Raw genomic sequence first — 13,542 nt, forward strand, 5'->3', positions numbered from 1 at the left:
ATTTTTTAAGGCTTCTGATGCATGAACAAGTACATTCTAAGGTGTTAGATGGAGGGGAGCGCAAACCATGACAAAAAAGAAGTTAGTCATGATCGGGAATGGTATGGCAGGGGTGCGGGCAATTGAGCATTTGATTAAGCTTGCGCCGGATGCTTATGAGATTACGATATTCGGGTCGGAGCCTCATCCGAACTACAACCGGATCATGCTGTCATCTGTTCTGGCAGGTGGTACTGATATGAAGGAAATCATCATCAATGATTGGGATTGGTATAAGGAGAATCGGATCCAGTTATATGCAGGTCATACGGTGAACCGGATTGACACGCAGATGCGTAAAGTTTTCTCCGATCATGGAGCCGTCGCTGACTATGATGTTTTGCTTATAGCTACCGGCTCGAATCCATTTATGCTGCCTTTGCCTGGTGCCGACAAGGAAGGCGTTATCGCATTCCGGGATATCCAGGATTGCGAAACGATGGTGAAGACGTCGCGGCAATTCAAGAAAGCGGTGGTTATCGGTGGAGGCCTGCTGGGTTTGGAGGCTGCTAGAGGGCTTCTGCATCTGGGCATGGATGTATCTGTGGTTCATCTTAACCCCTATCTGATGGAGCGACAGTTGGACGAAACGGCGGCTCGAATGCTTCAGCGTGAACTTGAAACCCAAGGAATGAAATTTCTGCTGAGTAAAAATTCGGAGTCCATCTCAGGGCGGAAGCGGGTGAAGGCCCTTCATTTTACGGACGGGAGCCGTGTCGATACCGATCTGATTGTAATGGCCGTCGGGATCAAGCCGAACGTTTCCTTGGCACAATCCTCCGGGATTGAAGTCCATCGCGGAATCGTTGTTAACGACTATATGGAGACGAATATCCCCGGTATCTATGCGGTGGGCGAATGCGCTGAGCATCGAGGAATCGCTTATGGTCTTGTGGCACCGCTATACGAACAGGGAGCAGTTCTTACCAAGCATCTGGCGGGTGTGGAGACGAGTGGATACGCCGGTTCCGTAACGTCAACGAAACTAAAGGTATCCGGCGTAGATGTGTTCTCGGCAGGTCATTTTGCAGACCCGGAAGGAACAAGATCGATGCGATATCAAGATGAAGTTGATGGAGTATACAAAAAAATCGTGATTCGCGAAGACCGGCTTATCGGAGCCGTTATGTTCGGCGATACGGGGGATGGGCCAAAGCTGTTCTCGCTCATGAAAAGCGGCGAATCCATCAAGGGGCGAGAGAAGGAGCTTCTGTTAGGCTTTACGGGTAATGCGGGTACAGTATCGACGGAACAGCGGCTGGCTCAGCTGGCGGATGATGAGATTATTTGCGGCTGTAACGGTGTAACGAAAGAAGCGATAAAAGATGCCATTCATACGAAAAATTGCAGCACCGTTGCTTCCGTTAAAGCTTGTACAAAAGCATCGGGATCCTGCGGCGGCTGCAAACCTTTTGTTGAGGGACTCGTTCAGTTATACGCCGGAGATGCAGCAGGGGAACCCGTAAAAGAAGGGATATGCGGGTGTACTTCGCTAGGACGGGATGAGATTATCGCAGAAATTACCCGTCTTGGACTTGGAACCGTCAAAGAAGTGATGAATGTGCTGGGTTGGGACAATCCGGAAGGATGTTCTAAATGCAGGCCATCGTTGAACTACTATCTGGGCATGCTGTTTCCGGAATCCTACGTGGATGAGAAGGAATCTCGCTTCACGAATGAGCGATATCATGCCAACATTCAGAAGGATGGCACTTATTCCGTCGTTCCCAGAATATATGGCGGGGTGACGTCGCCTTCGGAGCTAAAGAAAATCGCAGAGATTGCGGAAAAATTTGATGTGCCGATGGTTAAAATTACAGGCGGGCAGCGGATCGACCTGCTTGGCGTCAAGAAGGAGGATCTGCTGAAGATGTGGGAGGAGCTGGATATGCCTTCCGGTTATGCTTACGGTAAAGCCCTTCGTACGGTTAAAACTTGCGTGGGGTCCACGTTTTGCCGATTCGGCACCCAGGATTCCATAGGCATGGGTGTGCGCTTGGAGAAAGAGTTTGAGCGGCTTAGCACCCCGGCCAAAGTAAAACTCGCGGTTTCCGGATGTCCTCGCAACTGCGCAGAAGCGACCATCAAGGATTTTGGAGTCGTAGCGATTGATGGGGGATGGGAACTGCACGTCGGCGGCAATGGAGGCGTTCATGTTCGGGCTACGGAGTTATTATGCACCGTGAAGACGGAAGATGAGGTGCTCGAATGGGCCGGGGCGTTTATTCAATACTATCGGGAAAACGCACAGTGGAATGAGCGGACATCGGTTTGGATCGAGCGAGTAGGCTTGGACCGTGTGAAAAAAGCATTAGAGAAGAAGGAGGAGCGCGTCGCGCTCTTCTCGAGAATAAAGCTGGCTTTAAGCAAGCAGAAGGATCCGTGGAAGGAAATTACGTCGGACAGCGGGCTTCGTAAAAACTTCGTGCCTTTGCCTGATGCTGAACCTGTGACGAAATAGGGGGAATCCAAAATGACGAAACTTCATGTAGGATATGTGAACGAAATTGATCATAAGGGCTCAAGGACCATTGAGGTCGGTGGAACGGAAATCGCTCTGTTCCGTTTATCGGATGGGGATATTCTGGCCGTGGAGAACAAGTGCCCGCATAAAGGAGGCAAGCTTTCGGATGGAATGGTGTGCGGGAAGCAGGTGCATTGTCCGCTGCATGATTGGAAGATCGACTTATGCAGCGGGCAGGTTCAAGAGCCGGATACGGGCAATGTAAACACCTATCCAGTTGAAGTTGATCCGGTAAGCGGCGCGATTTACCTGCAGGATCGTACGGCTTAACGTATAAGAGGGGGTGCATGATGATATGGATTATGTGAAACCGAATCAGGTCATGTATGACATGATCGAAGCCGGAGCCGCGAAAGCCCGGCTGAAAACTTCGCAGATGCTCATCCGCGGCATGTTGTCAGGCGCCATCCTGGCGTGTGCCACCACGCTAGCTTTTACCGCTTCAAACCAAACGAATACCCCGATGGTGGGCGCACTCCTATTTCCGGTTGGCTTTGTGATGATTGTACTGCTGGGCTTAGAGTTGGTAACTGGAAGCTTTGCACTCCTGCCATTAGCCGTCCTGCAAAAGAAGGCTTCAAGTGCCTCCATGCTTGCGAATTATGGATGGGTTATTCTCGGACATGTGATAGGTTGTCTGATTTATGGGGGGCTCTATGTACTTACCGCTACCAGGATGGGGATGGATATGAGCCATCCGATTGTTCAGATGATCATCGACACGAGCGAGACAAAGACACTCGGCTATAAGGAGCTGGGCATGAGCGGCATGCTGCTGGTGGTGATCAAGGCGATGCTCTGCAATTGGATGGTAACGTTAGGCGTAGTCATGGCGTTTACGTCAAGCTCAACGATAGGAAAAATCGTTGCGATGTGGCTGCCCATCCTGATCTTCTTCGGTCAAGGATTCGAGCATGCTGTGGTAAATATGTTTGTCATTCCGGCGGGCATGATGCTCGGGGCGGATGTCAGCATGGCCGATTGGTGGCTCTGGAACCAAATCCCCGTGCTCATAGGTAATTTTATTGGCGGAGCGGTATTTACCGGGGCGATGTTGTACTTATCCCAATACGGATTCGGAAAGCGCAGCGAGGTTAAACCGATAGCGAAGGCCCAGCATGGACTCAGGGTTATGGAGGCGACGGCGGTTCCGGTCGATAAAAGACGATGAGGCCGGGCATGGTGTTTATTGTTGGCGCAGGTCCGGGAGATCCGGAGCTGATCACGCTGAAAGCTCTCCGGCGTATTCAGGAAGCCGACGTCATTATGTACGATCGACTGGTGAACGATGAGCTGTTGAGTTACGCGAAGAAGGATGTTTTGCTCGTATACTGCGGTAAGGCACCGGGCAACCATTCCATTCCGCAGGAGAGGATTAACGAGAACATGGTGACCTTTGCCCTTGCCGGTCATGATGTCGTAAGGCTCAAGGGAGGTGATCCGCTGATCTTCGGGCGGGGTGGTGAAGAGGCATACGAATTGGCTGCGCGAGGCATTCCCTTCGAGATCGTGCCCGGCATTACCTCGGCTTTGGGCGCAGCCTCCTCCACAAGGATACCTCTGACTCACCGTGGAGCCAGCACTTCGGTAGCTTTTGTCAGCGGAACGAGCTGCCATGGAAACGAACGAAGCGTGAGGTGGGACTTGCTGGCTCACAGTGTGGATACGCTTGTGGTGTACATGGGCGTCAGCAGAATGGACGACATCTGCAAGGAGATGCTCGCTCATGGCAAGTCGCCGTCAACTCCCGTTGCTATCGTTGAACAGGGGACACGGGCAGAGGAGCGAACCATCACGGGAACGCTCGGAACCATCCACAAGATTGCCCTTCTTATGAACGTGCAGAATCCGGCGCTTCTGATCATCGGTGAAGTTGTGCGAGTGAGGGATCAGCTCCTCAAACTGGCTGCGGAGGCGGAGGAACGAACAGGATAAAGCTTATGCAGGTGTGAGGACGATGGATGACGAAGCATGAGCATCGTTTAGTACATTGGAACGAAATACAGATACGCTGACAATAAAAGTGAACTCTTATCCACTCGGGGTTCACTTTTATTTTGGTGTTAAACATGTTTGTGCCACAGGGAAGGTATACACTATATGAATCCGGCAATATGAGGTTCCACGATTTCAATTCGAAGCAAGAGGGAAACGCTTACACATCGGAGAATATCATGTTTACACAACCAGCCATGATATTGCCAGAGTGTTGTTGGTTTTACTTGTTTATATCTGAAAAAAATGGGGGGGCGCATATGAAATATGACGTAATCGTGGTGGGAGCAGGCTTATCCGGTCTGGTGGCAACCGCGGAGATGGCCGAGGCCGGCAAGCGGGTGCTGCTGCTTGATCAGGAACCGGAAAGTTCGCTGGGCGGGCAGGCATGGTGGTCTTTTGGTGGATTATTCCTTGTTGATTCGCCCGAGCAGAGAAGACTAGGCATCAAGGATTCCCGTGAACTGGCATGGCAGGACTGGCTAGGAGCCGCTGGTTTTGATCGGGAAGCTGACGAGGATCGATGGGGACGAACATGGGCTGAAGCTTATGTTGACTTTGCGGCTGGCGAGAAGCGGGCATGGCTTCATTCGTTAGGGGTTCGGTTCTTTCCGGTTGTAGGCTGGGCCGAACGCGGCGGATATCTCGCGGAGGGTCATGGCAATTCCGGGCCACGCTTTCATATTGTGTGGGGAACAGGTCCTGGAGTCGTACAACCATTCGAGTCCAGAGTCAGAGACGCCATACGTTCAGGAATGGTTGATTATCGCCCCCGTCACCAAGTGAACGAACTTATTACGCGGGATGGTGCCGTGACAGGCGTAAGGGGTTCAGTCCTTGCTCCGAGTTCGGCTTGTCGTGGCGAAGCAAGCACACGGGAAGTGGTCGGCGACTATGAATTTTTTGCAGAGGCCATTGTTGTCTCCAGCGGAGGAATCGGCGCCAATCATGAGCTGATCCGGCAGCATTGGCCGTCTCGGCTCGGTAAGCCTCCCCAAGCGATGCTCTCTGGCGTTCCCGCACATGTGGACGGACGGATGCTGGGGATTACGGAGCAAGCAGGCGGGCGGGTCGTCAATAGAGACCGGATGTGGCACTACACGGAAGGGATTAAGAATTGGAGCCCGGTCTGGTCACAGCACGGCATCCGGATACTGCCGGGTCCTTCTTCTATTTGGCTTGATGCCAAGGGGCAAAGGCTCTCTGCCCCGAATTTCCCGGGCTTCGATACGCTGGGAACCCTGAAAGCCATTCAGGATACAGGCTTTGATTATTCCTGGTTCATTCTCACCAGAAAAGTGATAGAGAAGGAATTCGCCTTGTCCGGATCAGAGCAAAACCCGGATTTGACCGGAAAGAGCATCCGGAAAGTGTTAGGCAGAGCAGGTTCGGGTATCCCGGGGCCGGTGCAGGCATTCCTGGATCATGGGGAGGATTTTGTTGTTGCCGATTCCCTGCCCGAGCTAGTGGACGGCATGAATAAACTGACAGGCAGCGATCTGATCAAGCGGGTGGACATGGAGCGTCAGCTGGCGGCAAGAGACCGCGAGATGGATCATGCATTCACCAAGGATTTGCAGATTACGGCGCTTCGGGGTGCAAGGAATTACATCGGCGATCGGCTGATACGCGTAGCCAAACCACATAAATATCTTGATCCGGCCCATGGTCCTTTGATCGCGGTACGCTTACATATTCTTAGCCGGAAAACGTTGGGCGGGCTGCAGACGGATCTATCTGGGCGGGTACTGAATGCACACGGCGAGCCGGTTCCCGGACTCTACGCGGTTGGAGAAGCAGCGGGATTCGGAGGGGGAGGCGTTCATGGATACCGTGCATTGGAGGGAACGTTTCTGGGAGGCTGCCTGTTCACGGGGAGACAGACAGGCCGGAGCATTGCGAAGCTCTGATGATAGGCTGTCCATGTTTTGGGTTAACGCACGGCAGATTGCCGGTTAGCTGGCAGATCCTATATGACCAAGTGTAATGAAAATTTCTTCTTACTGTAAGGTAGTCTATGGTATCCTGTTTGGTAGCACATGAAAGGAGAATGTCCATGTCCCATGAACAGGATATTACTGAAACCAACACAAAGCGGCTATCCCATATTCAATCTTACATAGATTCGCCTGACTTGCAGAACAAGCTGTATAAAAAGACCCTCATCGTTGTGATCCTCTCGCAAATATTCGGTGGGGCTGGTCTGGCCGCAGGATTGACGGTCGGCGCGCTTTTGGCACAGGATATGCTCAAGACGGACGGCTATGCAGGAATCCCTGTTGCTCTTATCACGGTCGGTTCCGCACTAGGTGCCTGGTATATTGGCCGGCTTACCCAGCGATATGGAAGAGGGCCGGGTTTGGCAGCCGGATTCCTGGCGGGTGGAATTGCCGCGATCGGAGTCATATTGGCTGCCGTTTATCATAATATGTATCTGTTGTTTGCTTCGTTGTTGATTTATGGTGCAGGTACCGCCACGAATATGCAAGCTCGTTATGCAGGCACGGATTTGGCTAAACCTTCACAGCGTGCAGGAGCGGTCAGCATGGCGATGGTTTCCACCACCTTCGGTGCCGTTGCGGGTCCGAATCTGGTGGGGGTTATGGGGAACGTTGCGGAATCCTTCGGGATTCCTGCATTGGCAGGGCCGTTTATGTTGGCGGCCGTGGCTTTTATTCTGGCAGGCCTGATACTGCTATTATTCCTGCGCCCGGATCCCTATGCGATAGCCCAAGCGATTGAGGAAGCTAACATTAAAATTTCCGGCGATTCTTCTGCTGGAACGGTGAACAGATCAGAACGAAACAAACGGGGAATCGTGGTTGGAGCATGTGTGATGATATTGACTCAGGTGGTTATGGTCTCGATCATGACCATGACGCCCGTCCATATGAAACATCACGGACATGACCTGAGTGCGGTAGGTTTGGTGATTGGCATTCATATCGGAGCGATGTACCTGCCCTCGTTGATCACAGGTTTCCTCGTGGACAAAATCGGCCGCATCAGCATGTCAATCGCTTCCGGAGTCGTGCTTCTGAGTTCCGGGATTCTAGCCGCTGTCGCTCCCGCCGAATCCATGGCGCTGATCATAACGGCGCTGGCTCTGCTGGGTCTGGGTTGGAACCTTGGCTTCATCAGCGGAACGGCACTCATCATAGATGCTACCCATACTTCCGCCCGCGCCAGAACGCAGGGAACGGTGGACGTCTTGATTGCTTTAGCGGGAGCATCGGGCGGCGCATTATCCGGTATGGTGGTTGCCAATACCAGTTACAGTACGCTCTCCATTGCTGGAGGTTTGCTGTCACTGGTGATGATACCTGTTTGTTTAAGCTCGGTCTATAAGCGCAAACCTTCGTCATCTTCAAAAGACGCGGCATTATAATGAAACAGCCTCCTATCGTGATCGATAGGAGGCTGTTTTGTATGGGCCATTAAGGAAGGATGTTGCCTGCCGCACGGTAAATGGCATACCATTCTTCGCGGGTGAGCGTTACATCGCCGGCTTTAATGCAGTCTTGCAAACGACTGATATTCATCGTCCCGATGATCGGCTGCATGTGTGCAGGGTGACGAAGAAGCCATGCGATGGCAATCGTGGTGTTGGTTACGTTGTATTTTTCCGCAATCTCATCGATCTTCTGATTAAGCTCAGGGAACTTGTCGCTTCCAAGGAATACGCCTTCAAAGAACCCGTATTGGAAAGGCGACCAAGGCTGAATCGTAATGTCGTGAAGTCGGCAGAAATCCAGTACGCTGCCGTCACGGTTAACTGCTGCATCATTTTCCATGTTGACGTTGATCCCGCTTTGAATCATGGTGGTGTTCGTGATGCTAAGCTGCAGCTGGTTGGCTACGAGCGGCTGCTTCACTGCTTTTTTCAGAAGCTGGATTTGCATCGGATTCTGGTTGGATACGCCGAAATGACGCACTTTACCGGAGCTTTCGAGTTGATCGAATGCTTCAGCCACCTCTTCAGGCTCAACTAACGCATCCGGACGGTGAAGAAGGAGTACATCAAGATACTCGGTTTTTAGTCTTTTCAGGATGCCATCGACGGAATTCAAGATATGCTCTTTGGAGAAATCGAACATGCCCGGACGAATCCCGCATTTGGATTGCAGAATGATTTTCTCGCGGACTTCTGCATTCATATGTATAGCATCTGCAAAAATTTCCTCGCAAGCTCCGCCGCCATAGATGTCGGCATGGTCGAAGAAGTTAGCGCCTTCCTCCAGTGCGGATAACACGAAACGCTCGGCTTCCGCTTTTTCCAGCGAATTTATACGCATACAACCCACGGCTACAACAGGTACTTCTAGTGAACTGCTTCCAAGCTTCATCGTTTTCATGATTACGGTCCTCCAATTCAAAAATAGGTTGATTGTGCGACCACCTCACTGTAGTAGCAGGGGCAGCAGAGAACTTGTAAGCGAAACTACGTAGATGAATAGGTCCATGCTGACAGTCTCTAGTTTATTGTGACATGCAGGTGGTGAGGTGTACAAGCTTAAATTTGACAAGAGTGCTGGGATGATATAAATAGCAGCATGAGACTTGGCTTATTACAGAGCTTTGACATTCCGGATGACGATACGGCTGTGAGGAAGAGACGGCATATTATGAAAGCTGAAGCTTACGTCCTGTACAGGCACTTCATAACTCATCTTGTTCGCAAGAAAGTCGAGGCTCTCCTTCATGATCTCGAGCGTAATCCACTCCCCGGCACAGCGGTGTCCCATATGATGGTCTCCGCCTCCCTGGGGGATGAAATTAAAGGGGCTCCCGTTCCAATCGTCGAAACGATCCGGCTTGAACAGCTCCGGCAGATCCCACAGACCCGGATGATGGTTCGTTCCGTATAAATCGAGGATCGTGAGCACGCCTTTATCGAATGCATATCCGTTCCAGGTAAAATCTTTCCGTGCACGCGCAGGTGCAAAGGGGAAGAAGGGGTAGAACCGCCGTACTTCCTGAACAAAATTCTTGAGTTGCTTCTCGTCGGACGTCATCAATTTCTCACGCTCTTCGGGCTGCTGAATGACAGCTAAAGCAGTAAAGCACACGTAAATGGCAACCGCTACGATGGGACGAAGAATGTTAAGGATTTCTACCGCTGCGGTTTCCTTGTCCAGGAGCTCGCCCCTAAGATCGCGGTGCCAGGACATTGTATGCAGGGTGCTGCCCTGTTGCGGATCTATTACTCCACTGCGCACGTCATCTACGAGGTACTGTATCCATTTTTCCGCTTTAGCCCGGGCATATCTTCCCTTCCTATGCTTGATACCCAAGGCTGCTGTAGCCTCAATCATGTCAGCAAGCCAGCCCGTTTTCTCTTTCACTTCCGCTTCGGGAAGTGGCACAGCCGCCCATTTGCAGGCCACTCGGCACAGAATTTCTTGAGCTTCTTTATAAATTTCGACTTTATCCTCAGATTCCCATCGTCTTACAGTAAGCTCCCAATGTTTGCGGGTGATTTCTCTCATGCTGTGAAGAGCCTCCCTGGACATCAAGGACATGAACATCGCTTTGCGATGATGATGCTCTTCGCCATCCAGCGTCTGTACACCGTCTTCACCGAACAGGGTTTTCAGCACGCGTTTCGGTGCTGCACCACCTCGAACAAACTTCTCCTGATCATAAAATAGCCTGGCCGCTTCTTCTCCGCGCATACAGATGGCACGTTCGCCCAATAGACGCGTCTCGAAAAGATCAGATTGAAAGCCGATGGTTCTGTTGGTAATGAACAAGTAACCCTCGCGCAGCACTTTCAAACTGTGGTCCAGCCCCTCTTCCTTGGGGATCGGTTTGATATTTTCCATAGCGGTCGCCTCCTGGATATTCAAGATTAGAAATGATAACGTGCTTCCAAGACAATACATCTTACATACCCGTTCTCATCCGATTTGAACAAACCAAGTTTTTACTTCCATGTCTAAAGACTGGCCATCTAGAGTATAAATATGCGGGCTTATGGTCCATCCTTTGCAGGATTCTCATGCTTGCGAGAGAATTCAATTAATATGTACATAACTATAAATGAGCAGGAGAGTGAGGATCGTGACAGCAGAAGTAACCAAGGTATATAAAGAACATATCCCGTCAGCTCGCTTGATCGGCAAACGCTATTCCGATGAGCATCGGAATGCGGCCGGAAGCTTCGCGGACCGATGGGATGAATGGTTCGCCAATGGCTGGTTCGAAGAAATCGGGAAGCTTGGCGCACTGCCGGAATCTGAGGGTTCTTCTTACGGTCTCATGCGAATGAGCGGGAATCAGTTTGAATATTGGATCGGGATGCTGTTCCCGGAGCACACGGAAGTTCCGGTAGGGTTTGATTATGCGGACCTGGCGGAAGGCGATGTGGGGATCTGTTGGTTGTACGGCAATAGGGATAATGGTGAGCTTTTCGGTATGGAACCCCATAACGCATGTATGGCTAAAATCGCCGAACAAGGCTGGATCTTGGACGACAATCCGTGGTTTTTCGAACGCTATCACGATATCCGGTTCATGACGCCAGATGAACAGGGGAATGTCATATTGGACTACGGTGTTTACGTGAAATGAGACGAACACGTCAGAACCTGATCGCCAAACGACCGGATATCCTCCAGATAGTTGTAGCCCGGCAGATTGGGCTCTGCCTGATTATACATCCGGACAGCAACGATCTTGTGATCGGGGATGACCAAGCAAGCGCAACCGGTGATTCCTAATATTTGATATGTACCGCTGGGGAGCGTGCTACCTATTTCCGAGATGGCTCTCGGTTTGTCTTGGATCCACTAAGTATAACCGTTTCTCGGCAAACGATGGTCAAGAGCCGGAGGGCTTTGATTGGTGGTAGTCTATTCAAAAATGTCGCGAGGGATGATCTGCTTCCCCTGAATGAATCCTTTATTCAAGTGAAGATACCCCCAAAATGCCAAATCGCGTGCACTCACAAATAGATTTGCTTGATCACCGCTTTCGGAAGTATATTCTTCGCCTAACCATACCAGATGTTCGTCTCTGTCCATGGTCCATCCCGTCTCCATGAGATGACATGGCCGGAAGACATGGTGCATCATAACCTGGGCGAGAGACATATCAAAGACCTGCTGAATAAGTCTATTGAGCATTTTAATGCCAACGTTATTGTAATGCCATCCGGTTCCTGCGGGAAACCGCCTTTGCTGATGGTTTAAGAGCCCGTGCGTATGGGTCAATAAGTGTCTAATGGTCGTTCCCCTCACGATATCCGTGTCCAAATCCACCAGGTAATCTGCGATCTCATCATCAATGCTTGCTATCTTTTGTTGGTGCACCGCTAACGCGATGGCAAAGCCGATGTATGATTTGCGGACGGAAGCTACGTTAAAGCGGGTAGGGGCTTCAACGATTTTCTTGTCAGATTCATATGTTCAACCCTTTATGCGGCGTAGCCTGCATGCTTAATTTCACCTCGTTCACTGGAATTTTATGAATGACTCGAGCTCTCCGTTTCTAGGGGAAGGCTCGAGTCACCATTCGTTCAGCTTCTGCTCGCGAATTTCTTTGCGTTGTCTACTTGTAGCCTTTTAACGTGTTGAGTTAATAGATTCTTGTCACTTACCATCCAGGTGTGATTTTTGGAGTTCCGTCTTCGATTCGCTATGAAATGGTAGGGACTACCAGAGTATATTCTAAAGTTACGAGTTATACAATCAGCACAAAACTTGACGCACTCGCTGCGATTTTGGTTCGGAAACGCTACCTGATTGAATACGTTCCGTCTAACCAGAAGGGTCGCCCCTTGAACAAGGGGAACCCATTGATTGGCCATGTTGGGGTAACGGTACAGAAGATCCTTTTGACCGGCAAGCTGCATGAAGTGAGCCCTTTTTCCTACAATATCAGCACGAGTCTTGATCATGAGGTGGACGCTGTCTTTCAGATAATCGGGAGCGTAATAATCATCGTCGTCAAATTTAGCAATGATGCTGTGCTTGGAGACCTTTACTCCAAAATTGAGGCAGCTGCCGAGCGATAAGTCTTCAGGCTTACTATATATTCTCACGTTACGATATGGCTTGGCTGCCATTTGATATTCCGATAGCTTTAGGCTGCTATGATTTATTATGACGATTAACTCTTTGTGCCTGTAATTCTGTCTGACGTAATTCTCTAACAGATTGTGCAGGCATTCCGCTCTTTTGGTACAGGTGATGATCGAAACAGTGGGCTGCGATGGAGAGATTGACGTTCTCGTCAAGTTCGATCGCCTCCAGATTTCCGCTGAACGAATGTTTTGTAGTCTTTTACGTACGGAACCTTAGGGTGATTGTCGGTAAGTTCTTTATCACTGATGACCCATGTATGGCTGGATGAATTTTTCCGTCGTACTGCCGCAAAATGATACTTATCACCGGAATAGATCCTGTAACCCTTACTCTTACTTCTCATGCAAAATAGATCGTCTTCACCAACGTTTTGATTTGGGAATCGTACTTTGTTAACGACGTTCTTTTTAAACATGAGCGTAGCACCAGGGAGTTTGGTTACGGAGCGATTTTCATCGTTAGGAAAACGTAGAATCAGAGTTTTGGAGCCTTGTAAATACATATAATGTGCGCGTTTTCCTATAATATCGGCGTTCGATCTTCTTAATGACTTCAGGCTGTCCGACAAATAGTAGGGGGCGTAATAGTCGTCGTCATCGAATTTGGCAATGATGCCGTATTTCGTTTTGCTCACGGCGTAATTTAGACATGCACCCAGCGTGACATGTTCGGGCATGCGGTAAATTTGTATGTTTCGATGCTTGTTGGCCATTTGTTGGTAAGGAGAGAGGGCGATTGAACTATCGTTGATGACGATAATGAGCTCTTTCTTGGAGTGGGATTGTCTAGTGAAATTATGAAACAAGTTTTTAATATAATTAGGGCGATTGGTACAGGTAATAACCGATACGCCTTGCGGTGTTGAACTATTTTTAAAGCTAGCTGCCATTATATCAC

Annotated in this window: 13 protein-coding genes; 8 read left to right on the forward strand and 5 right to left on the reverse strand. The window is 50.2% G+C overall.

Translation table 11 applies throughout. From position 1 onward, the window contains the following. Nucleotides 1–67 precede the first annotated feature (67 nt). From nirB to J7E85_RS12830, 6 genes are all read left to right on the forward strand, one after another. On the forward strand, nt 68–2,500 hold the full coding sequence (gene nirB, locus J7E85_RS12805; protein WP_215158335.1) for a nitrite reductase large subunit NirB: 2,433 nt from the start codon (nt 68–70) through the stop codon (nt 2,498–2,500). 12 nt (nt 2,501–2,512) lie between these two features. Next, nucleotides 2,513–2,833, forward strand: coding sequence for a nitrite reductase small subunit NirD (nirD, locus tag J7E85_RS12810; protein WP_213644803.1), 321 nt, complete (start codon nt 2,513–2,515; stop codon nt 2,831–2,833). Nucleotides 2,834–2,858: 25 nt separating this feature from the next. Further along, nucleotides 2,859–3,734, forward strand: coding sequence for a formate/nitrite transporter family protein (locus tag J7E85_RS12815; RefSeq protein ID WP_215158337.1), 876 nt, complete (start codon nt 2,859–2,861; stop codon nt 3,732–3,734). A gap of 8 nt (nt 3,735–3,742) precedes the next feature. Then, nucleotides 3,743–4,498, forward strand: coding sequence for a uroporphyrinogen-III C-methyltransferase (cobA, locus tag J7E85_RS12820; RefSeq protein ID WP_251035680.1), 756 nt, complete (start codon nt 3,743–3,745; stop codon nt 4,496–4,498). Nucleotides 4,499–4,818: 320 nt separating this feature from the next. Then, nucleotides 4,819–6,468, forward strand: coding sequence for an FAD-binding dehydrogenase (locus tag J7E85_RS12825; protein ID WP_215158341.1), 1,650 nt, complete (start codon nt 4,819–4,821; stop codon nt 6,466–6,468). A 146-nt stretch (nt 6,469–6,614) separates the two neighbouring features. Continuing rightward, the gene (locus J7E85_RS12830) at nt 6,615–7,946 is read left to right on the forward strand and encodes an MFS transporter (RefSeq protein WP_215158343.1); all 1,332 of its coding nucleotides are present in this window, start codon (nt 6,615–6,617) and stop codon (nt 7,944–7,946) included. A 49-nt stretch (nt 7,947–7,995) separates the two neighbouring features. Here J7E85_RS12830 and J7E85_RS12835 read toward each other — a convergent pair whose 3' ends face one another. Next, nucleotides 7,996–8,913: an aldo/keto reductase gene (locus tag J7E85_RS12835; protein WP_213644798.1), complete on the reverse strand. Its 918-nt coding sequence runs from the start codon at nt 8,911–8,913 to the stop codon at nt 7,996–7,998. A gap of 213 nt (nt 8,914–9,126) precedes the next feature. Continuing rightward, nucleotides 9,127–10,383 (reverse strand): CYP152 family fatty-acid peroxygenase CypC, encoded by a 1,257-nt coding sequence (gene cypC / locus J7E85_RS12840; RefSeq protein ID WP_215158345.1) that lies wholly within the window; start codon nt 10,381–10,383, stop codon nt 9,127–9,129. A 238-nt stretch (nt 10,384–10,621) separates the two neighbouring features. Here cypC and J7E85_RS12845 point away from each other — a divergent pair, with 238 nt between their 5' ends. Continuing rightward, nucleotides 10,622–11,131: an AraC family transcriptional regulator gene (locus J7E85_RS12845; RefSeq protein WP_215158347.1), complete on the forward strand. Its 510-nt coding sequence runs from the start codon at nt 10,622–10,624 to the stop codon at nt 11,129–11,131. Further along, nucleotides 11,128–11,280, forward strand: coding sequence for a hypothetical protein (locus J7E85_RS12850; RefSeq protein ID WP_215158349.1), 153 nt, complete (start codon nt 11,128–11,130; stop codon nt 11,278–11,280). Before J7E85_RS12845 ends, J7E85_RS12850 begins: the two co-directional genes overlap by 4 nt. A gap of 132 nt (nt 11,281–11,412) precedes the next feature. Here the strand turns inward: J7E85_RS12850 and J7E85_RS12855 are convergent, their stop codons facing one another. From J7E85_RS12855 to J7E85_RS12865, 3 genes are all read right to left on the reverse strand, one after another. Then, on the reverse strand, nt 11,413–11,946 hold the full coding sequence (locus tag J7E85_RS12855; RefSeq protein WP_215158460.1) for a serine hydrolase domain-containing protein: 534 nt from the start codon (nt 11,944–11,946) through the stop codon (nt 11,413–11,415). 131 nt (nt 11,947–12,077) lie between these two features. After that, on the reverse strand, nt 12,078–12,797 hold the full coding sequence (locus J7E85_RS12860) for a glycosyltransferase family 2 protein (RefSeq protein WP_215158351.1): 720 nt from the start codon (nt 12,795–12,797) through the stop codon (nt 12,078–12,080). Then, nucleotides 12,794–13,534 (reverse strand): glycosyltransferase family 2 protein, encoded by a 741-nt coding sequence (locus J7E85_RS12865; protein WP_215158353.1) that lies wholly within the window; start codon nt 13,532–13,534, stop codon nt 12,794–12,796. Before J7E85_RS12865 ends, J7E85_RS12860 begins: the two co-directional genes overlap by 4 nt. Between the last annotated feature and the right edge of the window lie 8 nt (nt 13,535–13,542).

It is taken from the genome of Paenibacillus sp. ISL-20 (assembly GCF_018613005.1).
GTDB lineage: Bacteria > Bacillota > Bacilli > Paenibacillales > Paenibacillaceae > Paenibacillus_AQ.

What these genes read in the sequence shown, in the direction of transcription:
- nirD (WP_213644803.1), top strand. Translation starts at nt 2,513, where the DNA reads ATGACGAAACTTCATGTAGGATATGTGAACGAAATTGATCATAAGGGC.
- cypC (WP_215158345.1), bottom strand. Translation starts at nt 10,383, where the DNA reads ATGGAAAATATCAAACCGATCCCCAAGGAAGAGGGGCTGGACCACAGT.
- J7E85_RS12835 (WP_213644798.1), bottom strand. Translation starts at nt 8,913, where the DNA reads ATGAAAACGATGAAGCTTGGAAGCAGTTCACTAGAAGTACCTGTTGTA.
- J7E85_RS12815 (WP_215158337.1), top strand. Translation starts at nt 2,859, where the DNA reads ATGGATTATGTGAAACCGAATCAGGTCATGTATGACATGATCGAAGCC.
- J7E85_RS12830 (WP_215158343.1), top strand. Translation starts at nt 6,615, where the DNA reads ATGTCCCATGAACAGGATATTACTGAAACCAACACAAAGCGGCTATCC.
- nirB (WP_215158335.1), top strand. Translation starts at nt 68, where the DNA reads ATGACAAAAAAGAAGTTAGTCATGATCGGGAATGGTATGGCAGGGGTG.
- J7E85_RS12825 (WP_215158341.1), top strand. Translation starts at nt 4,819, where the DNA reads ATGAAATATGACGTAATCGTGGTGGGAGCAGGCTTATCCGGTCTGGTG.
- J7E85_RS12865 (WP_215158353.1), bottom strand. Translation starts at nt 13,534, where the DNA reads ATGGCAGCTAGCTTTAAAAATAGTTCAACACCGCAAGGCGTATCGGTT.
- J7E85_RS12850 (WP_215158349.1), top strand. Translation starts at nt 11,128, where the DNA reads ATGAGACGAACACGTCAGAACCTGATCGCCAAACGACCGGATATCCTC.
- cobA (WP_251035680.1), top strand. Translation starts at nt 3,743, where the DNA reads ATGGTGTTTATTGTTGGCGCAGGTCCGGGAGATCCGGAGCTGATCACG.